Below are 22,809 nucleotides of genomic sequence, written 5' to 3'. Positions count from 1 at the left end.
CGGCATTCGCCCACACGGCCGTGCCCGACAATGCCGGCCATGGATCTTGCCCTCTGGTCGGTGATCGTCGGTGTGTTGCTGGTGCTGATGGCGCTGGCATCGACGGTGCTGAAACGCCTGCCGCTTTCCACCGCCATGCTCTACTTGCTGGTGGGCATCGCCGTCAGCCCGCTCGGCTTGGCCCTGGTGCACGCGGAGCCACGCACCCATGCGCTGATCCTGGAGCGCATGGCCGAAGTGGTGGTGCTGCTGTCGCTGTTCACCGCCGGCCTGAAGCTGAGCCCGGGCCTCACGGACAAGCGCTGGCGCCTGCCCGTGCGGCTCGCGGTCAACTCCATGGTGATCACCGTCGCGTTGATTGCCGTCGTCGCCTGGTTCTTCCTGGGCCTGCCGCTGGGCGCGTGCGTCCTGCTGGGCGCCATCCTGGCGCCGACGGACCCGGTGCTCGCCTCCGATGTGCAGTTGCACGAGCCCGGCGACACCGACAAGCTGCGCTTCGCCTTGACCGGCGAGGGAGGGCTCAACGACGGCACCGCCTTCCCCTTCGTCATGCTCGGCCTGGGCCTGCTCGGTTTGCACGAACTCGGCTCGTTCGGCTGGCGCTGGGTCGCCGTGGACGTGGTGTGGGCGACCGCCACCGGCCTGGTGACCGGCTGGGTGCTCGGCATGGCCGTGGGGCGCCTGGTGCTGCACTTGCGGCGGGAGCACAAGGAGGCGGTCGGCCTCGACGACTTTCTCGCCCTCGGGCTGATCGCCCTGGCGTACGGCTGCGCGTTGCTGCTGCAAGGCTATGGCTTCCTTGCGGTGTTCGCCGCCGGCGTGGCCTTGCGCCGGCTGGAGCAACTCGAGGGCGGGGGGACGGCGAGCGCCGGCAAGGTGGAACAGGCCCTGCTGGACCCGGACCGCAGTGCGGCCGAGAACGCTGCGGTCCACCCCAGGCACGCGCCGATGTACATGACCCAGGCGGTGCTCGGCTTCAACCAGCAGGCCGAGCGCATCGGCGAAGTCGCCATCGTGATCGCCATCGGTGCGCTGCTGTGGGCCGTCGACTGGCATGCGTCGGCCTGGTGGTTCGTGCCCTTGATGTTCCTGGTGATCCGGCCGCTGTCGGTGCGCATCGGCCTCTCGGGGGCTCCCGTGTCCGGCGCGCAGCGCTGGTTGATCGGATGGTTCGGCATCCGTGGCGTCGGCTCGCTCTACTACCTCATGTATGCCGTCAACCATGGGCTCGACGCCGCGCTGGCCAACCAGATCATCGCGCTCACCCTGGCCGTGGTCGTCACCTCCATCGTCGTGCATGGCACTTCCGTCACGCCGATCATGGCGGCCTACGAGCGCACGCTGAGGCGGGGCCGGCGCAAGCCCTGACGAAGGCCGGGTCTCCTACACCACCGAAGTCCGGGGGCTGACATCGCCATTCATGCGCTTCTCTAGAGTATCCACAAGTGAGGAATCGCATGAAGAAGTCACCGCCAACCACGGGCCGCACACACCATGAAAAAGCCAACGCCTGACGCCGTCGACCTCCTGGACGCGGACCACCTTGCCGTGCACGCACTGTTCGAGGCCTACCGCGAGCTGGTGGCCATGCGCGCGCCCGCCCCGCAGCGGCGCACGCTGGCCGAGGAGATCTGCATCGAGCTGACCATCCATGCGCGGCTGGAGGAAGAGCTGTTCTATCCGGCAGTGCGCGATGCGCTGAACGACGACGAATTGCTCGACGACGCCGAGGATGCGCATGGCAGCCAGCGCGAGTTCGTCGCTCAGATCCTGGCCACGCCGGCGGACGACGAGCTCTACGACGCGAAAGTGGCGGTGCTCGCCGATTACGTCGCGCGCCACGTTCGCCAGGAACGCGAGGAAGTGTTCAATCGCGTGCTGGCTTCGCGCATGGACCTGCAGTCCCTCGGCCGCACGCTCGCCGTGCGCAAGGAGGAGCTGCGCTCGGTCAAGGAGGCCTTGCGCGAGGACGCGCTGGCCTCGGCGCTTGCGTAGCACGGCCGAGCCTGAACACGGCATGCCCGAGAAATGTCCTACATGGTTCGACAGCGGGAGACGACAAGACGGGATTGATCGGCCACTAAAGTGACTGAAGGCAGGGGAAACCCTGTCATCTCAACTGACCGAAACAAAACCCCTAGGAGTTCCTGATGATCAAGTCCCCCATCGCGCAATGCGCCGCCCTGGCCCTCATGGCAGCCCTGTCGCTGAGTGCGTGCGGCAAGAAGGACGAGGTCCCGGCCTCGTCGTCCTCCTCGACCTCGACGCCTTCCACCTCGAGCACGTCGCCTTCGACCACCTCGCCCAGCACGGCTGGCAGCACCACCGGCTCGGGCTCCATGGCCACGACGCCGAGCACGGGCAGCACCGACACCACCGCTGGCTCCAGCACGGGTTCCACGATGGGTTCCGCCTCGGGTTCCGCGACCGGCTCCACCGGCAGCGGCACCTCCATGGGCGCCTCCGGCACCGGCACCCCGACGGACATGAGCTCCAGCTCGTCGTCCAGCACGCCGATGGCCACCACGTCCACCCGGTAAGGCGACAGCGGGAGCAATCCAGCGCAGCAAAAAGCCGGGCTTGCCCGGCTTTTTTCCGGCCTCAGCCCTTTTCGATCGGAAGCCGCGGCGTGCGGCACCACTCGCTCCAGCTTCCTGCATACAGGCCGGGCGGGGTGAGGCCCGCGAGTTCCATGCCGATGACGTTCGGCACGGCGCTCACGCCGCTGCCGCAGTACATCACCACCGATGCCGCGTCGCGGCCGCCGAGCAGCTGGTCGAATTCCTCGCGCAGTTGCGCCGCGGGCTTGAAGCGGCCGTCGGCGCCGATGTTCTGCGCGAACGGCCGGTTCAGGGCGCCCGGGATGTGACCGGCCACCGGATCCAGCGGCTCCACCTCGCCGCGAAACCGCTGCGGCGCGCGCGCGTCCACCAGCGTCACCGCACCGCTGCCGAGCGCGCCTGCCACCTGCTGCGTGGTCACCAGCTTGCGCAAAGGCGGGCCCAGTTCGAAGTTGGACTGGAAGTGCGAAGCCTCCGCGCCCGAGCGCACCTCGCCACCGGCCGCCTGCCAGGCCTGCAGCCCGCCATCCAGCACGGCGGCCGCTTCATGGCCTGCCCACTTGAGCATCCACCAGAGCCGGCCGCAATAGTTGGCGCCATTGCGGTCGTACACGACGGCCTGCATGTCGTTGGCGAAGCCGACGCTGGACAGCCACATCGCGAACTTCTCGCGGCTGGGCAACGGGTGCCGGCCGCCGGAGGCGGCATCGGCGTGCGGCTGCTGCTGCCCGTTGGCGTCCGGCAGGCCCTTGTCGCTGAGCGCTTCGTCCAGGTGCGCATACACCGCTCCGGGAATGTGCGCCTGCAGGTACTGCCGCTCGCCGCTGGCGGGGTCCATCAGGTCGAAGGTGCAGTCGAAGACCATCAGGCGCGCCTTGGTGTCCCGCAAGGCCTTCAGCTGGTCGACGGAGACAAGGGTCGTGTGCATGTTCGGCGCCTCGGTCAGGGCAGGACGCTGCGCGGGCCCACCGCCTCGCGGTACCACTCGTGGAAGTGCTGCATGCCGTCTTCCATCGGGCTCTGGTACGGGCCGACTTCGTTGTCGCCGCGTTCCATCAGCGCCTTGCGCCCGGCGTCCATGCGCAGGGCGATCTCGTCGTCCTCCTCGCAGGTTTCCATGTACGCGGCCTGTTGCGCCTCGACGAATTCGCGCTCGAAGGCCTGGATCTCCTCGGGGTAGAAGAACTCCACCATGTTCAGCGTCTTCTGCGGCCCCTTCGGGTACAGCGTGGAGACCACCAGCACGTTGGGATACCACTCCACCATCACGTTGGGGTACAGCGTGAGCCAGATCGCGCCGTGCTTGGGAGGGCGGCCGTTGCCGAAGCGCAGGATTTCGTCGTGCCACTTGCGGTACACGTCGGAGCCGGGCTTGCCGAGCTTGCCGGCCACGCCCACGGTCTGCACCGAGTGGTCGCGCCCGAACTCCCAGCTCAGGTCTTCACAGGCGACGAAGTTGCCGAGGCCCGGGTGGAACGGCCCGACGTGGTAGTCCTCGAGATAGACCTCGATGAAGGTCTTCCAGTTGTAGTTCACTTCGTGCAGCACGGCGCGGTCGAACACGTAGCCCGAAAAGTCGAGGTCGGCCTTGGGCCCGAGCTTCGCCAGCGCCCGCGCCACGTCGTAGCCGCCCTTCTTCTCGAACAGCAGGCCGTTCCAGTTCTGCACCTCGTAGTTGTTGAGGTTCAGGCACGGGTCGGTCTGGAAGTGCGGCGCGCCCAGCAGGGTGCCCGCTGGCCCGCCGCTGCCCGCGCTGTAGGTCCAGCGATGCAGCGGGCACACGATGTTTCCGCCCGACGATGGCGTCGCCTGCACCGAGCCGCGACCGCGCAGCATCAGCGCCTGCCGGTGCCGGCAGACGTTGGAGATCAGTTCGATGCCGTTGGCCGAGCGCAGCAGCGCGCGCCCCTCGCCCTCCTGGGGCAGGGTGTAATAGTCGCCGCGCTCCGGCACCGCCAGCTCGTGCCCCACATAACGGGGCCCTTGCTGGAAGATCAGCTCCATCTCACGCGAATGGAGCGCCTGGTCGAAGTAACTGGTGACGGGAAGTTGGCTTGCGGCCTGCTGTAGCTGAAGACTTAAATCAGACATGGACCTGACCTAGAGACTCCCCCTATGAAGGGGACAGGGCCGCGCTTGGGAGCGCGACGAGAGGGAGGGCGATTCTAACCCCCGACTGCACATGGGGCGGTCCCGCCTAAAATCCAGTCTCGACCCGAACACATTACATGTCCAAGCCGTCATTCAATCCCCCTGCCAGCTATGAAGCGGCCATGGAAGAGCTGGAACAGCTCACGAGCCGCATCGAGTCCGGACAGTTGCCGCTGGAGCAACTGCTCGCCGGCTACGAGCGCGGCGCCGACCTGCTGAAGTTCTGCCGCGAGAAGCTGCAGGCCGTGGAAGAGCAGATCAAGGTGCTCGACGCCGGCGTGCTCAAGCCGTGGGCGACGGAGTGACGTTCGACCTGCGCGCATGGTCCGCCCGGCGGCTGGCGGAAGTGGAGGACGCCCTGTCCGCGTGGGTGCCCGCCGACGCACCGGCCGGCCTGGGCCACGCCATGCGCTATGCGGTGCTCGATGGCGGCAAGCGCCTGCGGCCACTGCTGGTGGTCGCCGCCTGCGAGTCGGTCGGCGGCCACCAGGGCGCGGCCCTGCGCGCCGGCTGCTCCGTCGAATTGATCCACGCCTACTCGCTGGTGCACGACGACATGCCGTGCATGGACGACGACATCCTGCGGCGCGGCAAGCCGACGGTGCACGTGCAGTTCGGCGAGGCTTCGGCCCTGCTGGCGGGGGACGCGTTGCAGGCGCTGGCCTTCGAGCTGCTCACGCCGGTGGACCAGGGCATTCCCGACGCCACGCAGGCGCGCCTGTGCCGCCTGCTGGCGCGCGCCGCAGGCCACGACGGCATGGCGGGAGGCCAGGCCGTCGACCTGGCCGCCGTCGGCCATGCCCTGACGGAAGACGAACTGCGCCGCATGCACAGCCTGAAGACCGGTGCGCTGCTGCACGCCAGCGTGATGATGGGGGCTGCTTGCGGCGAGCCGGCTTCGGCTGCGTTGAAGGGCCTCGACGGTTACGGACGCGCACTCGGCCTGGCGTTCCAGGTGGTGGACGACATCCTCGACGTCACCGCCGACTCCGCGACGCTGGGCAAGACGCCCGGCAAGGACGCCGCCCAGGCCAAGCCGACCTATGTTTCGCTGCTGGGGCTGGACCGCGCCCGCAGCCACGCGGCCGAACTGCTGGAGCAGGCGCGCGCCGCGCTGGCCACCAGCGGCCTGGCCGACACGCGCGCGCTGCTCGGCCTGGCCGAGATGGTGGTACACAGGGACAACTGAGAACCGCATGGCCAAGCTGCTCGAAACCATCAACGACCCGGCGGACCTGCGCCGGCTGCCGCGCACGCAACTCGCGCCCGTCGCGGAAGAACTGCGCGCCTACGTGCTGGAGTCCGTGGCGCGCACCGGCGGCCACCTGAGCTCCAACCTCGGCACGGTGGAACTCACGATCGCGCTGCACTACGTCTTCAACACGCCGTTCGATCGCATCGTCTGGGACGTCGGCCACCAGACCTATCCGCACAAGATCCTCACGGGCCGGCGGGAGCGCATGGCGTCGCTGCGCCAGCTCGGGGGCCTGGCGGGCTTCCCGCAGCGCGCGGAGAGCGAGTACGACGCCTTCGGCACGGCGCATTCCTCCACCAGCATCTCCGCCGCGCTGGGGATGGCGGTGGCCGCCAAGCAAAAGGGTGAACAGCGCCGTTGCATCGCGGTGATCGGCGACGGCGCGATGAGCGCCGGCATGGCGTTCGAGGCGCTGAACAACGCGGGCGTGGCCGACACCGACCTGCTGGTGATCCTGAACGACAACGACATGTCGATCAGCCCGCCGGTGGGCGCGCTGAACCGCTACCTCGCCCAGCTCATGAGCGGGCGCTTCTATGCCACCGCCAAGGACCTGGGCAAGAACGTGCTGAAGGTGGCGCCGCCGCTGTTCGAACTGGCCAAGCGCTTCGAGGAACATGCCAAGGGCATGGTGGTGCCGGCCACCCTGTTCGAGAAGTTCGGCTTCAACTACATCGGGCCCATCGACGGCCACGACCTCGACTCGCTGGTCCCGACGCTGGAGAACATCAAGCTGCTCAAGGGCCCGCAGTTCCTGCACGTCGTGACGAAGAAGGGGCAGGGCTACAAGCTCGCCGAGGCGGACCCGGTGGCGTACCACGGCCCGGGCAAGTTCGATCCGGCGGTGGGACTGGTCAAGCCGGCGACGGTTTCCAAGCCGACCTTCACGCAGGTGTTCGGCCAGTGGCTGTGCGACATGGCCGCCCAGGACCACCGCCTGGTGGGCATCACGCCCGCCATGCGCGAGGGCTCGGGCATGGTCGAATTCCAGCAGCGCTTTCCCGATCGCTACCACGACGTCGGCATCGCGGAGCAGCACGCCGTGACCTTCGCCGCGGGCCTGGCCTGCGAGGGCTTGAGGCCGGTGGTGGCGATCTATTCGACCTTCCTGCAGCGCGCCTACGACCAGCTGATCCACGACGTCGCACTGCAAAAGCTGCCGGTGGTGTTCGCCCTCGACCGCGCGGGCCTGGTCGGGGCGGACGGCCCCACGCATGCGGGCGCCTACGACATCCCGTTCCTGCGCTGCGTGCCCCATGTCAGCATCGCGTGCCCCGCGGACGAGAACGAATGCCGCAAGCTGCTGACCACGGCCTACCAGCAGGATCACGCGGTGGCAGTGCGCTATCCGCGCGGCGCCGGCGCCGGCGTGGCGGTGGAGCCGGGCCTGCAGTCGCTGCCGTTCGGCAAGGGCGAGTTGCGCCGGCAAGGCCAGTCCGTCGCCATCCTGGCCTTCGGGACGCTGCTGTACCCGGCGCTGCAGGCCGCCGAGCGGCTGGGCGCCAGCGTGGCCAACATGCGCTGGGCCAAGCCGCTGGACACCGAACTGCTGCTGCAACTGGCGGCATCGCACGATGCGCTGGTCACGGTGGAGGAGGGCGCCGTCATGGGCGGGGCCGGCAGCGCGGTGCTGGAAGCGCTGCAAGCCGCGGGCGTCGTCAAGCCCGTGCTGCAACTGGGACTGCGCGACGAATATGCGCCGCACGGGGATCCGGCGCGGCTGCTGTCGCTGCAGGGGCTGGATGCGGCGGGCATCGAGGCGTCCATCCGCGCGCGGTTCGGCGAACTGGTGGCGCGCGCGGCGCCGAGCCTGAAAGTGGTGGGCTAGCCAGCAACGGCGGGGTCACTGCGCGAACCCGCCCTACGAAGCGCCGCCCCTGTAGGGCGGGTTCGCGCCAGCGACCCCGCCATCGAAGCGAGGGAAAACCCGTTCCTGACGGGAAGCTGTCGCTTGGAGAATGGTCCGCCTAGACCTTCTCCAGGAGACAAGCCATGGATCGTCGTTCACTTCTTCGCAACGCAGGGATCGCCGGCGTGCTGGCCACGGGCATCGCGCCCGCCGTGCACGCGCAGGCTGCCATCCGATGGCGGCTCGCTTCGAGCTTCCCGAAATCGCTGGACACCTTGTACGGCGGCGCGGAGGTGTTCGCGGCGCGCGTGAAGGCGCTGTCCGGCGGCAAGTTCGAGATCTCCACCCACGCCGCCGGCGAGCTGATGCCCGCCTTCGGCGTGGTCGACGGCGTGCAGCAGGGCACCGTCGAAGTGGCGCACACGGCGCCGTACTACTTCTTCGGCAAGAGCGAGGTGTTTGCCCTGGGCTGCGCGATCCCCTTCGGCCTGAACAGCCGCCAGATGACGGCGTGGATGCACGAGGGCAATGGCCTGAAGCTGATGCGCGAGTTCTACGCCAAGTACAACATCGTCAACTTCCCGGCCGGCAACACCGGCGCGCAGATGGGCGGCTGGTACCGCAAGGAAATCAAGAGCTCCGCGGACATGAAGGGGCTGAAGTTCCGCGTCGGCGGTTTCGCCGGCAAGGTGATCGAGCGCATGGGAGGTGTGCCCCAGAACATCCCCGGCGGCGAGATCTACCAGGCGCTGGAAAAGGGCACCATCGACGCCGCCGAATGGGTGGGACCGTACGACGACCTGAAACTCGGTTTCGCCAAGGTGGCGCCGTTCTATTACTACCCCGGCTGGTGGGAGGGCGGTCCGGAGCTCGACATATTCGTCAACCAGAAGGCGTACGACGGGCTGTCCCCGGAGTACAAGGCGATGGTCGAGTCCGCCGCGTCCGACGCGCACATCACCGTGCAGGCGCGCTACGACGCGCGCAATCCCGCCGCATTGAAGCAACTGGTGGCGGCGGGCACCAAGCTGCGGCCGTTCTCGAACGAGCTGATGAACGTGGCGTTCAAGGAGTCGATGGCGCTGTACGACGACATCGGTTCGAAGAATGCGGACTGGAAAAAGATCTATGCGGACTATTCGAGCTTCCGCGCCGACCAGAACGTCTGGTTCCGCTTCACCGAGATGACTTTCGACCGCTTCATGCAGAACCAGAAGCTGTGAAGGAAGGCCGCGGCGCTGTGGCGTCGCTGCCGAGCTCAAGGGAAAACCCCCGCTGACGGGAAAGTTCGCGTTCCGGAGAATGTGCCACCCTGCGACCGACACGAAAGTTGGAACACATGGGTGGTACATAACCGAAATTTCTCAAAAGCAGGAGTCCCCATGGATCGTCGTTCCCTGATGAAGAAGGCTGGCATCGCCGGCGTGCTCGCGACCGGCATCGCGCCCGCGGTGCACGCGCAGGCAGCCATCCGCTGGCGCCTCGCCTCGTCTTTTCCGAAGTCGCTGGACACCATCTACGGCGCCGCCGAAGTGTTCGCCGCGCAGGTCAAGGCGATGTCGGGCGGCAAGTTCGAGATCTCCACCCATGCCGCCGGCGAACTGATGCCCGCCTTCGGCGTGGTCGACGGCGTGCAGCAAGGCACCGTGGAGATGGCGCACACCGCGCCGTACTATTTCTTCGGCAAGAGCGAGGTGTTCGCCCTGGGGTGCGCGATCCCGTTCGGCCTGAACAGCCGCCAGATGACGGCATGGATGTACGAGGGCAACGGCCTGAAGCTGATGCGCGAGTTCTACGCCAAGTACAACATCATCAATTTCCCGGGCGGCAACACCGGCACGCAGATGGGCGGCTGGTACCGCAAGGAGATCAAGAGCGTTGGCGACCTGAAGGGCTTGAAGATGCGCATCGGCGGCTTCGCGGGCAAGGTGCTCGAGCGCCTGGGTGGCGTGCCGCAGAACATCCCTGCCGGGGAGATCTACCAGTCGCTGGAGAAGGGCACCATCGACGCCGCCGAATGGGTGGGCCCGTACGACGACCTGAAGCTGGGCTTCAACAAGGTCGCCCCGTTCTACTACTACCCCGGCTGGTGGGAAGGCGGTCCGCAGCTGGACTTCTTCATCAACGACAAGGCCTTCAACGCCCTGAGCCCGGAAAACAAGGCGATCGTCGAAAACGCCGCCGCGCATGCGCACACGGTGATGCAGGCACGCTACGACGCCCGCAACCCGGCTGCGCTGAAGCAACTGGTCGGCGCCGGCACCAAGCTGCGTCCCTTCTCCAACGACCTGATGAATGCCGCTTTCAAGGAGTCGATCGCGCTGTATGAGGAGCTGGGCTCCAAGAATCCGGACTGGAAGAAGATCTACGCCGACTACAGCGGCTTCCGCGCCGAGCAGAACCTGTGGTTCCGCTTCACCGAGGCGACGTTCGACCGTTTCATGCAGGCGCAGAAGCTGTAAGCTGCCTGCACGCAAGAGCAAGAGGCCCCGCGGGGCCTCTTTTTCTTTGCGGCTACACCAGGAGTTCAGTCCCATGGATCGTCGTTCCGCCCTCCGGAATGCCGGCATCGCCGGCGTGCTCGCGGCCGGCGCCGGCCCCGCCGTGCACGCCCAGGCTTCCATTCGCTGGCGCCTCGCTTCCAGCTTCCCGAAATCGCTCGACACCATCTACGGTGCAGCCGACGTCTTCTCGCAAAAGGTCAGGCGGCTGTCCGGCGGCCGCTTCGAGGTGTCCGTGCACGCCGCCGGCGAACTGATGCCGGCCTTCGGCGTGGTGGACGCCGTGCAGAAGGGCGCCGTCGAAGCGGCGCACACCGCACCGTATTACTTCTCCGGCAAGGATGAAACCTTTGCCATCGGCGGCGCCATCCCCTTCGGCCTGAACAGCCGGCAGATGAGCGCGTGGACGTACGAGGGCAACGGCCTGAAGCTGATGCGCGAGTTCTATGCCCGGTACAACATGATCAGTTTCCCGTGCGGCAATACCGGCGCACAGATGGGCGGCTGGATGCGCAAGGAAGTCAGGAGCGCGGCGGACCTGAAGGGACTGAAGTTCCGCATCGGCGGCTTCGCCGGCCGCGTGCTGGAGCGCATGGGCGGCGTGCCGCAGAACATCCCGGGCGGCGAGATCTACCAGGCGCTGGAGAAGGGGAGCATCGACGCGGCGGAATGGATCGGGCCCTACGACGATCTCAAGCTCGGTTTCCACAAGGTGGCTCCCTTCTACTACTACCCCGGGTGGTGGGAGGGCGGCCTGCAACTGGACCTGTTCGTCAACCAGAAGGCCTACGACGCGCTGTCGGAGGAGAACAAGGCCATCGTCGAAGCCGCGTCCACCTATGCGCACGTCGAAACGCAGGCGAAGTACGACGCCCGCAATCCCGGCGCCCTGAAGCAGCTGGTGGCCGCGGGCGCCAGGCTGCGCCCGTTCCCCGCCGACGTGATGACCGAGGCCTTCAAGCAGTCCATCGGCCTGTACGACGAGCTGTCCCGCAAGAACGAGAACTGGAAGAGGGTGTATGGCGACTACTCCAGGTTTCGCGCGGAGCAGAACCTCTGGTTCCGCTTCACCGAGGCGACCTTCGATCGCTTCATGCAGTCGCAGAAACTGTAAGTAGGTCGTCCGTATTCAGCTCATGCCAAATGCATGACGAAGTTCGGCTTTTTTGCAATCAAAGGAAGGTTTTAGGTACAAGCGCTGACGCTGAGTGCCAGCCTTCTGCAAGGTTCGCGGCTTGCTCAGCCGCATCATCCGCGCATCACAGGAGTTGTCATGGACCGTCGTTCCCTCATCAAACGCGCCGGCATCGCCGGCGTTCTGGCCTCCGGCATCGCACCCGCGGTGCATGCCCAGGCTGCCGTCCGCTGGCGCCTCGCCTCCAGCTTCCCCAAGTCGCTGGACACCATCTTCGGCAGCGCGGAGATGTTCGCGCGCACCGTCAAGGACCTCTCGGGCGGCAAGTTCGAAGTTTCCACGCACGCGGCCGGCGAGCTGATGCCCGCCTTCGGCGTGGTGGATGCCATCCAGAACGGCACCATCGAGATGGCGCAGACCGCGCCCTACTACTTCACCGGCAAGAACTCGATCTTCGCTTTCGGCTGCGCCGTACCCTTCGGCCTGACCGCGCGCCAGATGGATTCGTGGATGGAACACGGCAATGGCCGCAAGCTGATGGACGCGTTCTATGCGCAATACAACATCAAGAGCGAGAGCGCGGGCAACACCGGCACGCAGATGGGTGGCTGGTATCGCAAGGAGATCAAGACCGTTGCCGACCTGAAGGGCCTGAAGATGCGCCTGGGAGGCGGCCTGTTCGGCGAAGCGATGGCCAAGCTCGGCGTGGTGGCGCAGAACATGCCCGCCGGCGAGGTGTACCAGGCGCTGGAGAAGGGCACGCTCGACGCCAGCGAGTTCGTCGGCCCTTATGACGACGAGAAGCTCGGTTTCAACAAGGTCGCCCCGTTCTACTACTACCCCGGCTGGTGGGAGGGCGGCGCCGAGCTCGAGTTCTTCATCAACACCAAGGCCTACGCCGCGCTGTCGCCGGAGAACAAGGCGATCGTCGATGCCGCGACCAAGGTGGCGGCGCGTGACATGACCGCCAAGTACGACGCACTGAACCCGGTCGCGCTCAAGCGCCTGGTGGCCGCCAGGACGCAGCTCAAGCCCTTCTCGAAGGACCTGATGGACGCGGGCTTCAAGGCGTCCATGGAAGTCTTCGCGGAGCACGAGGCCAAGTCGCCCGAGTTCAAGAAGATCCACCAGGACATGCGCGCATTCCAGCGCGACCAGCTGCTGTGGACGCGATTCTCCGAATACCGCTTCGACAGCTACATGGCGTCGGTGAAGATTTGAGCCCCATCTGGCCTCGCCATGAAAGCCGCCCCCGGGCGGCTTTTTTCATGCCTACACTGGGTCGATGGCGCAATGGGTCATCGACATCATCGGGCGGCTGGGTTACTTCGGCGTCGCGCTTCTCATGCTGGCCGAGAACCTGTTCCCGCCGCTGCCCTCCGAGTTGATCATGCCTTTCGCGGGCTTCCTCGCCGCGCGCGGTGAGCTTCATCCGGTGCTGGTGGTCGCGGCCGGAACGCTCGGATCGCTGGTCGGCGCCTTGCCCTGGTACCTGTTGGGACGCAAGTTCGGCGCCGACCGGCTGAAGGCGCTGGCCGAGCGGCATGGCCGCTGGATCGCGCTGACGCCCAGGGAGATCGAGCGCGGCCAGAAGCTCTTCGAGGAGCGCGGTCCCCTGGTGCTGGTGTTCGGTCGCCTGGTGCCGGCCTTGCGCACCGTCGTGGCGCTGCCCGCCGGCATGGCGCGCATGCGGCCCCTGCCTTTCGTGCTGTGGACGCTGCTCGGCTCGCTGATCTGGACGTCGCTGCTCACCCTGGCCGGCTACCTGCTGGAGAGCCAGTACGAGCGCATCTCCAGGTGGCTGAACCCGGTGTCGACGGCCATCTTCGCCGTGATCGTGGTCTGGTACGTGGTGCGCGTGGTGCGGCACCGGTCGGACGATGACGAAAACCGCCAGCCCGACTAGGGAAGGATGCGCGCCATCCTTTAGAGTCGGGCGTTCATGCACGACGACCTTCCCCTCATCACCACCATCGCAGCGGGCCTCGGGCTCGCCCTGGTGTTCGGCTTCCTGGCCGTTCGCCTGCGGCTTCCGGCCCTCGTGGGCTACCTCTTCGCCGGCGTCCTGATCGGCCCGTTCACGCCCGGTTTCGTGGCCGACTCGGCCATTGCCGCGCAGCTTGCCGAAATCGGCGTGATGCTGCTGATGTTCGGCGTCGGCCTGCATTTCTCGCTGGGCGACCTGCTGGCGGTGCGCAAGATCGCCGTGCCGGGGGCCGTCGTGCAGATGGCCGCGGCCACCGGCATGGGCATGGGCGTCGCCAGCTTGTGGGGCTGGAGCCTGCCCGCCGCGCTGGTGTTCGGCATCTCGCTGTCGGTCGCCAGCACGGTCGTGCTGCTGCGCGCGCTGGAGGATCGCGGCGCGCTCGACACCTTCAACGGCCGCATCGCGGTGGGCTGGCTGGTGGTGGAAGACCTGGCCATGGTGCTGGTCCTGGTGCTCCTGCCGCCGATGGCCTCCATGATGACGGGCACGGCGCAGCCTGCGGCCGAATCGATGTGGCGCCAGATCGGCGTGACGCTGTTGCAGGTCAGCGCGTTCGTGGCGCTCATGCTGCTGGTGGGCCGGCGCGTGTTCCCCTGGCTGCTGTGGCAGGTGCAGAAGGTCGGTTCGCGCGAGCTGTTCACGCTGTGCGTGGTGGCCGCGGCCGTGAGCATTGCCTACGGCGCCACCAAGCTGTTCGGCGTGTCCTTCGCGCTGGGGGCCTTCTTCGCCGGCATGGTGTTGCGCGAGTCCCAGTTCAGCGAACGCGCTGCGCACGAGACGCTGCCCTTGCGGGACGCCTTCGCCGTGCTGTTCTTCGTCTCCGTGGGCATGTTGTTCGACCCGGCGGTGCTGCTGGAGCAGCCGTTGCGGGTGGCTGCCGTGGTCGGCATCATCGTGTTCGGCAAGTCGATCGCCGCCGCGCTGCTGGTGCTGCTGCTGCGCTATCCGCTGCACACGGCGTTGACGGTGTCCGCCAGCCTGGCGCAGATCGGCGAGTTCTCCTTCATCCTGATGACCCTGGGCGGAACGCTCGGCGTGCTGCCGGCGGACGCGCAGAGCCTGGTCGTGGCCGGCGCCTTGATCTCCATCGCATTGAACCCGCTGCTGTTCCACGTGATCGAGCCGGCGCAGCGCTGGCTGCTGCGCCGTTCGCAGGTGGCGCGCGAACTCGCCACGCGGGACGATCCGCTTGCGGAGCTGCCGATGACGACGGATCCCCGCTTCCTGTCGGGGCATGTCGTGCTGGTCGGCTACGGGCGCGTCGGCCGGAAGCTGGCGGCGGATCTGGCCGCGGCGGGCTTGCCTTACGTGGTGGCCGAACAGAACCGTGAGCTGGTCGAGACCCTGCGCGGCAATGGGATCGCGGCGGTGAGCGGCGATGCCAGCCGCCCGGAGGTGCTGGTGCAGGCGCATGTCGCGCGCGCTCGCCTGTTGGTCATCGCCACGCCCGACACGCTGGGCGTGCGGCAGATGGCCGAGCAAGCGCGGCTGCTCAATCCGTCGATCGAGATCGTGGTGCGCTCGCACAACGAGGAAGAGGCGCGCCGGCTGGAAGCGGAGGTCGCGGGGCGCGTCTTCGTCGGCGAACTGGAGCTGGCCTCGGCGATGAGCCGGTATGTGCTGGAGAGGTGCAGCACCTAGCCCTGGCGTGGGGATCGCGCGCGAAGGTTCTAAGGGTTGCCCCGCCTTGAAGCAATTCACCAAATGGTGAATCGTTGCGGCATGACGGAAACCGCCCAGGAACTGCCCGCGCGCATCGCGGACATCGAAACCCTCGAGGAACTCATGAGCCGGCCGACGCCCGCGCTCGCGCGCAGCCTGGCGCAGGCGCCGGGCGACATCCTGGTCCTCGGTGTCGGCGGCAAGATGGGCCCGACGCTCGCGCGCATGGCCAAGCGGGCCGATCCGGCCCGGCGGGTGATCGGCGTTGCCCGTTTTTCGGAGCCCGGCTTGCGCGAACGCCTGCAAGCCAGCGGCGTGGAATGCATCGCCGCCGACCTGCAGTCGCGTGAAGCGCTCGCGCAACTGCCCGATGCGCCCAACATCATCTTCATGGCGGGCCGCAAGTTCGGCTCCACCGGCAGCGAGTGGCTGACGTGGGCGATGAACGCGCACGTGCCGGCGCTGGTGGCGGAGCGCTTCGCGCGTTCGCGCATCGTCGCCTTCTCCACCGCCTGCGTCTACCCCTTCGTCCCCACCGCGGGTGAAGGCGCGCCGGAGTCGACGCCGCCGACGGCGCCCTCGGGCGAGTACGCCAACTCGTGCGTGGCCCGCGAGCGCCTGTTCGAGCACTTCTCGCACCTGCATGGCACCGAAGGCCGGCTGCTGCGCCTGTCCTACGCGATCGACATGCGCTATGGCGTGCTCCATGACGTGGCGCAGAAGGTGCTGCGCCGCTCGCCCATCGAGCTGGGCATGGGGCATGCCAACGTGATCTGGCAGGGCGAGGCCAACGACTGGGCGCTGCGCACGCTGGCGCATTGCACCGCGCCGACCAGCGCGCTGAACCTGAGCGGCCCGAAGATCAGCATCCGCGAGCTGGCGCTGGCGTTCGCCGAGCGGCTGGGGGTGCGGCCGGTCTTTACCGGGCATGAAGCCCCGACGGCGTGGCTGGTCGACTGCAACCAGGCCTTCCGGCTGTTCGGCCAACCCAGGGTGAGGCTGGAGCGCATGATCGACTGGACCGCCGACTGGGTGCAGCGCGGCGGCGCCACCCTGGGCAAGCCCACGCACTACGAAGCGCGCGACGGCAAATACTGAAGGAAACCCTGATGCACTGGAGCGAACTGCCTGCCGACAGCCTGGCCGTCCTGCGCGCCGGGGCGGTCATTCCGGCGCACCTTCTCGCACTGGACGCGCAGCGCCGGCTCGATGCGCGGCGCCAGCGCGCGATGACGCGCTACTACCTGGACGCCGGCGCTGGCGGGGTGGCGGTCGGCGTGCATTCCACGCAGTTCGCCATCCGTGACGTCGGGCTCTACCAGCCGGTGCTGGAACAGGCCATGCAGACCGCGCGCGAGTGGCAGCCGCTGGGCGGTCGGCGCCCGCTGTTCATGGTGGCGGGGCTGGCGGGCCGCACGGAGCAGGCGTTGCGCGAAGCGCGGGTGGCCCGCGGGCTCGGCTATCACGCCGGCCTGCTCAGCCTGGCCGCGATGAAGTCAGCGAGCGAGGACGAGCTGGTCTCGCATTGCCGCGCCGTGGCCGAAGAGATGCCACTGGTGGGCTTCTACCTGCAGCCCGCGGTCGGCGGCATCCACCTGCCGATGCCGTTCTGGCGCCGCTTCGCCGAGATCGACAACGTCGTCGCGATCAAGATGGCGCCGTTCCATCGCTATCGCACGCTCGACGTGATCCGCGGCGTCGTCGCGGCGCGCGCCGAGGAGCGCATCACGCTCTACACGGGCAACGACGACCACATCGTGCTCGACCTGCTGGCGCCGTTCAGGTTCATGCGCGACGGCCAGCCGGTGACGGCGCGCATCCGCGGCGGCCTGCTGGGGCACTGGAGCGTGGGAACGCGCAGCGCCGTGCAGTTGCTGGAGCGCATCCATGCGGCAGTGCAGGCAGGACAGGCGCCTATGGACTTGCTGGCGCTGGACAGCCAGGTGACCGACTGGAATGCGGCGCTGTTCGACGTGGCGCATGATTTCCACGGCTGCATTGCCGGTTGCCACGAGGTGCTGCGGCGGCAGGGACTGCTGGCGGGCACGTGGTGCCTGGACCCGGCCGAAGGCCTGAGCCCGGGGCAGGCGGAGGAGTTGTCGCGCGTGCAGCGGGAGTATCCGCATCTGAATGATGATGCGTTCGTGGCGGAGCACAGGGAGCGGTGGTTGTCGTAGGGCAACCCTCGTTGACACGGTGGAGTGCTGAACGTAGAGTCAATTAACCGTTTAGGGAATTAACCCGGAGATCCCCATGCAGAAGCGCTTCTTCCTCCACGCCATCGCCGCGACGCTCGCCCTTGGCGCCGTCCTGCCCGCCGCGGCGCAGAACTGGAAACCCACCCGGCCGATCAACCTGATCGTGCCGTGGGCCGCCGGGGGCTCCACCGACCAGGTGACGCGCGTGACCGCCGCGGAACTGGAAAAGGCGCTCGGCCAGACCATCGTCATCGTCAACCAGCCGGGCGCCTCCGGGGCCATCGGCACCAAGAGCGCGATGGATGCAGCCAAGGACGGCTACACGTGGACCGCCGGCGCGGCGCAGGACCTGGGCGCCTACCAGGCTCTGGGCTCCGTCAACACCAGCATCAAGGACTGGCACCTGTTCCTGAACGTGGCCAACATCCAGGTGATCGGCGTGAACCCGCAACGCCCATGGCAGAACGCCAGGCAGCTGCTGGACGACATGAAGGCCAAGCCGGGCCAGATCAGCGTCGCCACCGCCGGCGTGACATCCGCCGCGCATGCCGCGATGGACCAGATCGTCAAGGCCACGGGGGTGAAGTACAAGGAAGTCTCGTACGACGGCGGCAACCCCGCGGTGGTCGCGACCGTCGCCGGAGAAGCCGACCTCACCACGCAGCTGGCGGTGGAGCAGGCCGACATGATCCGCGGCAAGCGCCTGCGTCCGCTGGCCACGGTCAGCGACAAGCCGCTGGAACTCGAAGGCTACGGCACCATCCCGCCGCTGTCGGCCACCATCCCCGGCTTCACCGCGCCGGCAAACTACTTCGGCATCTTCATCCCGAAGGGCGTGCCGGACGACGTGGTCAAGACGGTGGAGCGCATCTGGGCACAGAACATCGTCAAGAGCGAGGCGTTGCGCAAGTACGCCACGAGCCGCGGCGCGCTGATGAATCCCCTGCACGGCGAGGAGGCGCAGCAGGCCGTGTGGCCGGCCGTGCAGACGAACGTCTGGAACCTGCACGCCAGCGGCAAGACCAAGGTGGCGCCCGACACCGTCGGCATCCCCAAGCCCTGAGCCCAGGGCCATGGCGGATCCTGCCCTCGTCCCCGAGCATTCCGTTGCCACCGGCATCGACGAGGAGCGCGCTTCACCGCGCGCAGACCTCAGGGACTCCATCGGCTGGATGATCCTGGGCGTCGCGGTGCTGGTCGGCTCCATCACGATGGACCGGCTGGAACAGCAGAACATCAACCCGGTCACCGTGCCCGGGTTGCTGCCCGGCCTGCTGGGCATCGGCATGATCCTGCTGGGCCTCGTGCTGTGCGTGCGCAGCCTGCGCCTGGGCGCGCTGGCGCACGCCACGCCGGCGCGCACTGCGCACGAGCGCGAGGCATCCCGGCGCGTCTGGATCGCCATCGCGCTGTGCTGCGGCTATGCCGTCGTGCTGGTGGGCCACGGCATTCCCTTCTGGATCGCCTCGTCCATCTACGTGACGGTTTCCATCCTGGTGTTCCGCCGCCTGAGCAACGATCCCGCCGGCCGCCGCCTCGACGCGCGCGCCTGGATCCAGGCGCTGGTGATCGGCGTGCTCTCCTCGGTGGTCACCTGGCTGGTGTTCGAGCGGCTGTTCCTGGTCCGCATGCCCTGAGCCCGACGGCTCCCACACGTAGCGATCTCCACGATGCAAGGACTGCAAGACCTCGGGGCTGCCTATTGGAGCTTCATGAACCCCATGACCCTGTTGTACGGGCTGGGGGGCGCTTTCGTCGGCATCGTCATGGGGATCCTGCCGGGCCTGTCGGCCACGCTCGCGATTGCCCTGCTCACCACGCTGACCATCAAGCTGCAGGCCAACGACGCGATCCTGGTGCTGATCTGCTCCTATGTCGGCGCCCTCTACGGGGGCTCGCGCACGGCCATCCTGCTGAACATTCCCGGCACCGCGGCCAACGCGGCGTCCTGCGCCGACGGCTATGCGCTCGCCATGCAGGGGCAGGCCGGACGCGCCATCGGCATCGCGACGTCCGGGGCTTTCGTCAGCACGTTGCTCGGCGTGGTGTGCCTGGCGCTCTTCACGCCGCTGCTGGCGGAAGTCGCGCTGCAGTTCGGCGCCTTCGAATTCTTCTGGCTCGCCTTGTTCGGTGTCACGCTGTCCGGCAGCATCGTCGGCGGGGACCCGCTCAAGGGCTGGCTGATGGGGCTGCTGGGGCTGTTCCTGGCGCAGGTCGGGCAGGAGACGCTGTATGCCCACAACCGCTTCACCTTCGGCTGGGACGATCTCGCCGGCGGTGTCGCGCTCATCCCCGCGCTGGTGGGCGCGTTCGGGCTGGCCGAAGTGCTCACCACGCTGGCCGACCCGATCGAGCGCAAGATCGCGGACGTCCGGGATTCCGTCCTGCCCCGCTGGAAGGAAATCATCGAGTACCGCTGGACGGTGCTGCGATCCGGCGTCATTGGCGTGTTCACCGGGTTGCTGCCGGGGGTCGGCGAGGACGCGGGCGCCTGGATGTCCTATGCCGCGGCCAAGGCGGCCAGCAAGGAGCCGGAAAAGTTCGGCAAGGGTTCCATCGACGGCCTGATGGCCGCCGAGACCGGCGACATGTCGTCCATCCCCGGCCACATCATTCCCTGCCTGGCGCTCGGCATCCCGGGCTCGGCGCCGTCGGCTGTGCTGATGGCGGCCATGATCATCCACGGCGTGCAGCCCGGCCCGATGCTGATGATCCAGAATCCGCACTTCGTCTACCAGGTGGTCGCCATGACCACCCTGGCTTCGATAGCGATCCTGCTGTTCGGCCTGTTCGGCGTGCGCCCGCTGCTGCATGTGCTGCGGGTGCCCCGCGCCATCCTGATGCCCATCGTGTTCCTGCTGTGCACCGTGGGCGCCTTCGCCACCGCGTCGCGCCTGTTCGACGTTTACATGATGCTGGCCATCGGCATCGGCGCCTTCTTCCTGCGCCGGCGCGGCTATGAAATGGCCCCGCTCGTGCTGGGCCTGGTGCTGGGGCACCTGCTGGACAAGAGCCTGCGCCGCGGCCTGGTGCTGTCCGACGGTAGCATCCTGCCGTTTTTCACGCGGCCGATCGCCATGGGCTTTGCCGTCGTCACGATCTTCGTGATCCTGCTCTACGTCAAGCCGTTCAAGGCGGCGGTCCAACGCGCGAAGAACGGCGTCCTCGGCGGCGTCCGGGCCCTGTTCGCGCGTCGAACCTGAGGTCTTGCACATGAAGTTCGCGCTCTGCAACGAAGTGCTGCAGCCGCTGCCGTTCGCGCAGCAGTGCAGATGGGCGGCGGACCTGGGCTACGACGGTCTCGAGGTCGCGCCGTTCACGCTGGCGGACGACCCGATGTCGATCACCGATGAACAGGCTGCCGGCTTTCGCAAGGTCGCGGAGGACCATGGCCTGCGGATCTTCGGACTGCACTGGCTGCTGGTCGCGCCGGCGGGACTGTCCATCGTCAGCGAGGACGCGCGGTTGCGCCGCCGCACGATGGATGTGATGACGCGGCTGGTGGAATTGTGCGTCGCCCTCGGCGGCAGCTACCTGGTGCACGGTTCGCCCAAGCAGCGCAGCGTGCCCGGGGGCAACACGCGCGAACAGGCGTGGGAGCGCGCGCGCGAATGCCTGCAAGCCGCGGGCGAGGCAGCGGCGCGTTGCGGAGTCACCTACTGCCTGGAGCCGCTGTCGCCTCGCGAGACCGACCTGTTCAACACAGTGGAAGAGGCTGCGCGCATGGTCGACGAGATCGGCCTGCCGGCGCTGCGCACGATGATCGACTGCAGCGCGGCCGGCCAGGCCGAGGCGGAGCCGGTCCAGGCGCTGATGGAACGCTGGATGCCGCGCGGCGTGATCGGTCATGTGCAGGTCAACGACCCGAATCGGCGCGGGCCGGGGCAGGGTGCGATGGAATTCGGGCCCATCCTGCAGGTGATGCTGCGGATGGAAGAAGCGGGCAACTTCCCCGGCATCGTGGGCGTCGAGCCCTTCGACTATGTTCCCGACGGTCCCGGGTGTGCCGCACATTCCCTCGGCTACCTGCGCGGCGTGCTGCAAGGATTGCAAACCCATGGGTGAAGCGCCGCTCCTGTCGATCCGTGCCATCGCGTTGTACGAGCGGCCCGTCAAGCTGCGCATGCCGTTCCGCTTCGGCGTGGTCACGCTGACGGAGTCGCCGCAGGCCTTCGCGCGGGTCCAGGTGGCGCTGCCCGATGGCCGCACTGCATGGGGGGGCGCCGCGGAGCTGATGGCGCCCAAATGGTTCGACAAGAACCTGGCGCTGACGAACGAGGACAACTTCGGGCAGCTGCGCGACGTGCTGCGCATGGCACGTGACGCGTACCTGTCGGACAGTTCGCCCGCCACCGCCTTCGGCCACTTCGGCCGTCACCACGAGGCCCATGCGCGGGCAGCGTCGGCGCGCGGGTTCAACCCGCTGCTCGCCAGCTACGGGCCGGCGCTGGTGGACCGCGCGCTGATGGACGCGATGTGTCGCGCATGCGGCCTCTCGTTCTACGCGGCGATGCAGGCCAATCTCGCAGGCATGGGTGCGGCGCATCCGGAGTTCCAGGGAATCGATTTCGGCGCCTTCCTGGCCGGCCTGCGGCCGGCAGCCAGCATGCACGCGCGCCACACGGTGGGCCTGGTGGACGCCATCACGCCCGCGGACCAGTCCGAGCGTGTCGGCGACGGCCTTCCGGAGACGCTGGAGGAAGTGGTGCGGGCGTACGGCCACCGGTACTTCAAGCTGAAGGTGGCCGGCAACGTGCAGGCCGACGTGCAGCGGCTGCGGTCCATCGCCTCCGTGCTGGACCGCTCGCCGCAGCCGTACTTCGCTTCCCTCGACGGGAACGAGCAGTACGAGAGCGCCGAAGGCGTGCAGGAGCTCGTGCGCGGCATCCAGGCGCAGCCCGCGTTGCGGCGCCTGTGGGAGTCCATCCTGTTCATCGAGCAGCCGATCGCGCGCAAGCTCGCGCTGCAGGTGGACATGCGCTCCGCCGACCTCGGCAAGCCGGTGATCGTCGATGAATCGGACGGCGAGTTGGCGAGCTTCGCGCAGGCACGCGCACGCGGCTATTCGGGGGTGTCGTCAAAGACCTGCAAAGGCTTCTACAAGTCCGTTCTCAACGCGGCGCGTTGCGCGGCATGGAACCGCGAAGAGGCCGGTGCGCATTACTTCATGTCCGCCGAGGACCTGACGACGCAGGCTGGCCTGTCGGTACAGCAGGACCTGGCCTTGGTGAACCTGCTGGGCATCACGCACGTGGAGCGCAACGGGCATCACTACGTCAATGGCATGGCGGCCTTGCCGTGGACGGAGCAGCAGGCCTTCCTGCGCGCGCATCCGGACCTGTACGAGAACAGCCACGGGGCCGTGCGGTTGCGCATTGCCGACGGTGAGATCGCCTTGTCGTCGCTGGATTGCTTGGGCTTCGCGAGCGGATCGATGCCCGATTTCGGCGTGATGTCGGCGCTTTGATGGCTGTCGGGGTGCGCTTCGCGCAACCCGACCTACGCATCGA

21 protein-coding genes are annotated in these 22,809 nt (G+C 67.7%); 18 read left to right on the top strand and 3 right to left on the bottom strand.

All coding sequences use genetic code 11. The features are described from left to right. Positions 1-39: 39 nt before the first annotated feature. Both WG902_RS09505 and WG902_RS09500 read left to right on the top strand, forming a co-directional pair. Complete coding sequence (locus WG902_RS09505) at positions 40-1,368, top strand: cation:proton antiporter (RefSeq protein ID WP_340059786.1); 1,329 nt, start codon at positions 40-42, stop codon at positions 1,366-1,368. A 126-nt stretch (positions 1,369-1,494) separates the two neighbouring features. Then, positions 1,495-1,995 (top strand): hemerythrin domain-containing protein, encoded by a 501-nt coding sequence (locus WG902_RS09500; protein ID WP_340059785.1) that lies wholly within the window; start codon positions 1,495-1,497, stop codon positions 1,993-1,995. 142 nt (positions 1,996-2,137) lie between these two features. Here WG902_RS09500 and WG902_RS09495 read toward each other — a convergent pair whose 3' ends face one another. From WG902_RS09495 to WG902_RS09485, 3 genes are read right to left on the bottom strand one after another with little or no spacing between them, the layout of a single operon-like run. Next, positions 2,138-2,557 carry a hypothetical protein gene (locus WG902_RS09495; RefSeq protein WP_340059784.1) on the bottom strand — a complete coding sequence of 140 codons (420 nt, stop codon included), beginning with the start codon at positions 2,555-2,557 and terminating at the stop codon, positions 2,138-2,140. A 44-nt stretch (positions 2,558-2,601) separates the two neighbouring features. After that, positions 2,602-3,489 carry a sulfurtransferase gene (locus WG902_RS09490; RefSeq protein ID WP_340059783.1) on the bottom strand — a complete coding sequence of 296 codons (888 nt, stop codon included), beginning with the start codon at positions 3,487-3,489 and terminating at the stop codon, positions 2,602-2,604. 14 nt (positions 3,490-3,503) lie between these two features. After that, on the bottom strand, positions 3,504-4,652 hold the full coding sequence (locus WG902_RS09485) for an aromatic ring-hydroxylating oxygenase subunit alpha (RefSeq protein ID WP_340059782.1): 1,149 nt from the start codon (positions 4,650-4,652) through the stop codon (positions 3,504-3,506). A 137-nt stretch (positions 4,653-4,789) separates the two neighbouring features. Here WG902_RS09485 and WG902_RS09480 point away from each other — a divergent pair, with 137 nt between their 5' ends. The 16 genes from WG902_RS09480 to WG902_RS09405 all read left to right on the top strand — a co-directional run bounded on the left by WG902_RS09480 (position 4,790) and on the right by WG902_RS09405 (position 22,766). Further along, positions 4,790-5,017: an exodeoxyribonuclease VII small subunit gene (locus WG902_RS09480; protein ID WP_340059781.1), complete on the top strand. Its 228-nt coding sequence runs from the start codon at positions 4,790-4,792 to the stop codon at positions 5,015-5,017. Next, positions 5,014-5,901, top strand: a complete 888-nt coding sequence (locus WG902_RS09475; protein ID WP_340059780.1) for a polyprenyl synthetase family protein — start codon at positions 5,014-5,016, stop codon at positions 5,899-5,901. Before WG902_RS09480 ends, WG902_RS09475 begins: the two co-directional genes overlap by 4 nt. A gap of 7 nt (positions 5,902-5,908) precedes the next feature. Continuing rightward, entirely contained in the window at positions 5,909-7,795 is a 1,887-nt protein-coding gene (gene dxs / locus WG902_RS09470; RefSeq protein ID WP_340059779.1) for a 1-deoxy-D-xylulose-5-phosphate synthase, read from the top strand. A gap of 164 nt (positions 7,796-7,959) precedes the next feature. Next, on the top strand, positions 7,960-9,039 hold the full coding sequence (locus WG902_RS09465) for a TRAP transporter substrate-binding protein (RefSeq protein ID WP_340059778.1): 1,080 nt from the start codon (positions 7,960-7,962) through the stop codon (positions 9,037-9,039). Positions 9,040-9,198: 159 nt separating this feature from the next. Then, positions 9,199-10,278, top strand: coding sequence for a TRAP transporter substrate-binding protein (locus tag WG902_RS09460; RefSeq protein WP_340059777.1), 1,080 nt, complete (start codon positions 9,199-9,201; stop codon positions 10,276-10,278). Between the two features lie 73 nt (positions 10,279-10,351). Beyond that, positions 10,352-11,431, top strand: coding sequence for a TRAP transporter substrate-binding protein (locus WG902_RS09455; protein ID WP_340059776.1), 1,080 nt, complete (start codon positions 10,352-10,354; stop codon positions 11,429-11,431). Positions 11,432-11,590: 159 nt separating this feature from the next. After that, positions 11,591-12,673 carry a TRAP transporter substrate-binding protein gene (locus WG902_RS09450; protein WP_340059775.1) on the top strand — a complete coding sequence of 361 codons (1,083 nt, stop codon included), beginning with the start codon at positions 11,591-11,593 and terminating at the stop codon, positions 12,671-12,673. Positions 12,674-12,737: 64 nt separating this feature from the next. Further along, a complete protein-coding gene (locus WG902_RS09445; RefSeq protein ID WP_340059774.1) occupies positions 12,738-13,358 on the top strand; it encodes a DedA family protein in 621 nt (206 codons plus the stop codon). Between the two features lie 36 nt (positions 13,359-13,394). Continuing rightward, positions 13,395-15,080, top strand: a complete 1,686-nt coding sequence (gene ybaL, locus WG902_RS09440) for a YbaL family putative K(+) efflux transporter (RefSeq protein WP_340059773.1) — start codon at positions 13,395-13,397, stop codon at positions 15,078-15,080. An 81-nt stretch (positions 15,081-15,161) separates the two neighbouring features. Beyond that, a complete protein-coding gene (locus WG902_RS09435) occupies positions 15,162-16,199 on the top strand; it encodes an NAD-dependent epimerase/dehydratase family protein (RefSeq protein WP_340059772.1) in 1,038 nt (345 codons plus the stop codon). Between the two features lie 11 nt (positions 16,200-16,210). Then, complete coding sequence (locus WG902_RS09430) at positions 16,211-17,278, top strand: dihydrodipicolinate synthase family protein (RefSeq protein WP_340059771.1); 1,068 nt, start codon at positions 16,211-16,213, stop codon at positions 17,276-17,278. 76 nt (positions 17,279-17,354) lie between these two features. After that, positions 17,355-18,362: a Bug family tripartite tricarboxylate transporter substrate binding protein gene (locus WG902_RS09425; protein WP_340059770.1), complete on the top strand. Its 1,008-nt coding sequence runs from the start codon at positions 17,355-17,357 to the stop codon at positions 18,360-18,362. 10 nt (positions 18,363-18,372) lie between these two features. Beyond that, on the top strand, positions 18,373-18,936 hold the full coding sequence (locus tag WG902_RS09420) for a tripartite tricarboxylate transporter TctB family protein (protein ID WP_340059769.1): 564 nt from the start codon (positions 18,373-18,375) through the stop codon (positions 18,934-18,936). Between the two features lie 75 nt (positions 18,937-19,011). Then, complete coding sequence (locus WG902_RS09415) at positions 19,012-20,502, top strand: tripartite tricarboxylate transporter permease (RefSeq protein ID WP_340059768.1); 1,491 nt, start codon at positions 19,012-19,014, stop codon at positions 20,500-20,502. Between the two features lie 10 nt (positions 20,503-20,512). Continuing rightward, positions 20,513-21,364 carry a sugar phosphate isomerase/epimerase family protein gene (locus tag WG902_RS09410; protein WP_340059767.1) on the top strand — a complete coding sequence of 284 codons (852 nt, stop codon included), beginning with the start codon at positions 20,513-20,515 and terminating at the stop codon, positions 21,362-21,364. After that, positions 21,357-22,766 carry an enolase C-terminal domain-like protein gene (locus WG902_RS09405; RefSeq protein ID WP_340059766.1) on the top strand — a complete coding sequence of 470 codons (1,410 nt, stop codon included), beginning with the start codon at positions 21,357-21,359 and terminating at the stop codon, positions 22,764-22,766. The genes WG902_RS09410 and WG902_RS09405 overlap by 8 nt, the downstream gene beginning before the upstream one ends. The last annotated feature ends 43 nt before the right edge of the window (positions 22,767-22,809 follow it).

Source organism: Ramlibacter sp. PS3R-8, from assembly GCF_037572435.1.
Lineage (GTDB): Bacteria > Pseudomonadota > Gammaproteobacteria > Burkholderiales > Burkholderiaceae_C > Ramlibacter.
This window is presented reverse-complemented; position numbering and strand designations above follow the sequence as displayed.

Bases quoted from the DNA above. Each gene is read 5' to 3' on its own strand.
- WG902_RS09410 (WP_340059767.1), top strand. From the start codon at position 20,513: ATGAAGTTCGCGCTCTGCAACGAAGTGCTGCAGCCGCTGCCGTTCGCG.
- WG902_RS09480 (WP_340059781.1), top strand. From the start codon at position 4,790: ATGTCCAAGCCGTCATTCAATCCCCCTGCCAGCTATGAAGCGGCCATG.
- WG902_RS09490 (WP_340059783.1), bottom strand. From the start codon at position 3,489: ATGCACACGACCCTTGTCTCCGTCGACCAGCTGAAGGCCTTGCGGGAC.
- WG902_RS09430 (WP_340059771.1), top strand. From the start codon at position 16,211: ATGCACTGGAGCGAACTGCCTGCCGACAGCCTGGCCGTCCTGCGCGCC.
- WG902_RS09415 (WP_340059768.1), top strand. From the start codon at position 19,012: ATGAACCCCATGACCCTGTTGTACGGGCTGGGGGGCGCTTTCGTCGGC.
- WG902_RS09450 (WP_340059775.1), top strand. From the start codon at position 11,591: ATGGACCGTCGTTCCCTCATCAAACGCGCCGGCATCGCCGGCGTTCTG.
- WG902_RS09405 (WP_340059766.1), top strand. From the start codon at position 21,357: ATGGGTGAAGCGCCGCTCCTGTCGATCCGTGCCATCGCGTTGTACGAG.
- WG902_RS09460 (WP_340059777.1), top strand. From the start codon at position 9,199: ATGGATCGTCGTTCCCTGATGAAGAAGGCTGGCATCGCCGGCGTGCTC.
- WG902_RS09435 (WP_340059772.1), top strand. From the start codon at position 15,162: ATGACGGAAACCGCCCAGGAACTGCCCGCGCGCATCGCGGACATCGAA.
- WG902_RS09465 (WP_340059778.1), top strand. From the start codon at position 7,960: ATGGATCGTCGTTCACTTCTTCGCAACGCAGGGATCGCCGGCGTGCTG.
- WG902_RS09425 (WP_340059770.1), top strand. From the start codon at position 17,355: ATGCAGAAGCGCTTCTTCCTCCACGCCATCGCCGCGACGCTCGCCCTT.
- WG902_RS09485 (WP_340059782.1), bottom strand. From the start codon at position 4,652: ATGTCTGATTTAAGTCTTCAGCTACAGCAGGCCGCAAGCCAACTTCCC.
- WG902_RS09445 (WP_340059774.1), top strand. From the start codon at position 12,738: ATGGCGCAATGGGTCATCGACATCATCGGGCGGCTGGGTTACTTCGGC.
- WG902_RS09500 (WP_340059785.1), top strand. From the start codon at position 1,495: ATGAAAAAGCCAACGCCTGACGCCGTCGACCTCCTGGACGCGGACCAC.
- WG902_RS09455 (WP_340059776.1), top strand. From the start codon at position 10,352: ATGGATCGTCGTTCCGCCCTCCGGAATGCCGGCATCGCCGGCGTGCTC.
- dxs (WP_340059779.1), top strand. From the start codon at position 5,909: ATGGCCAAGCTGCTCGAAACCATCAACGACCCGGCGGACCTGCGCCGG.
- ybaL (WP_340059773.1), top strand. From the start codon at position 13,395: ATGCACGACGACCTTCCCCTCATCACCACCATCGCAGCGGGCCTCGGG.
- WG902_RS09505 (WP_340059786.1), top strand. From the start codon at position 40: ATGGATCTTGCCCTCTGGTCGGTGATCGTCGGTGTGTTGCTGGTGCTG.
- WG902_RS09420 (WP_340059769.1), top strand. From the start codon at position 18,373: ATGGCGGATCCTGCCCTCGTCCCCGAGCATTCCGTTGCCACCGGCATC.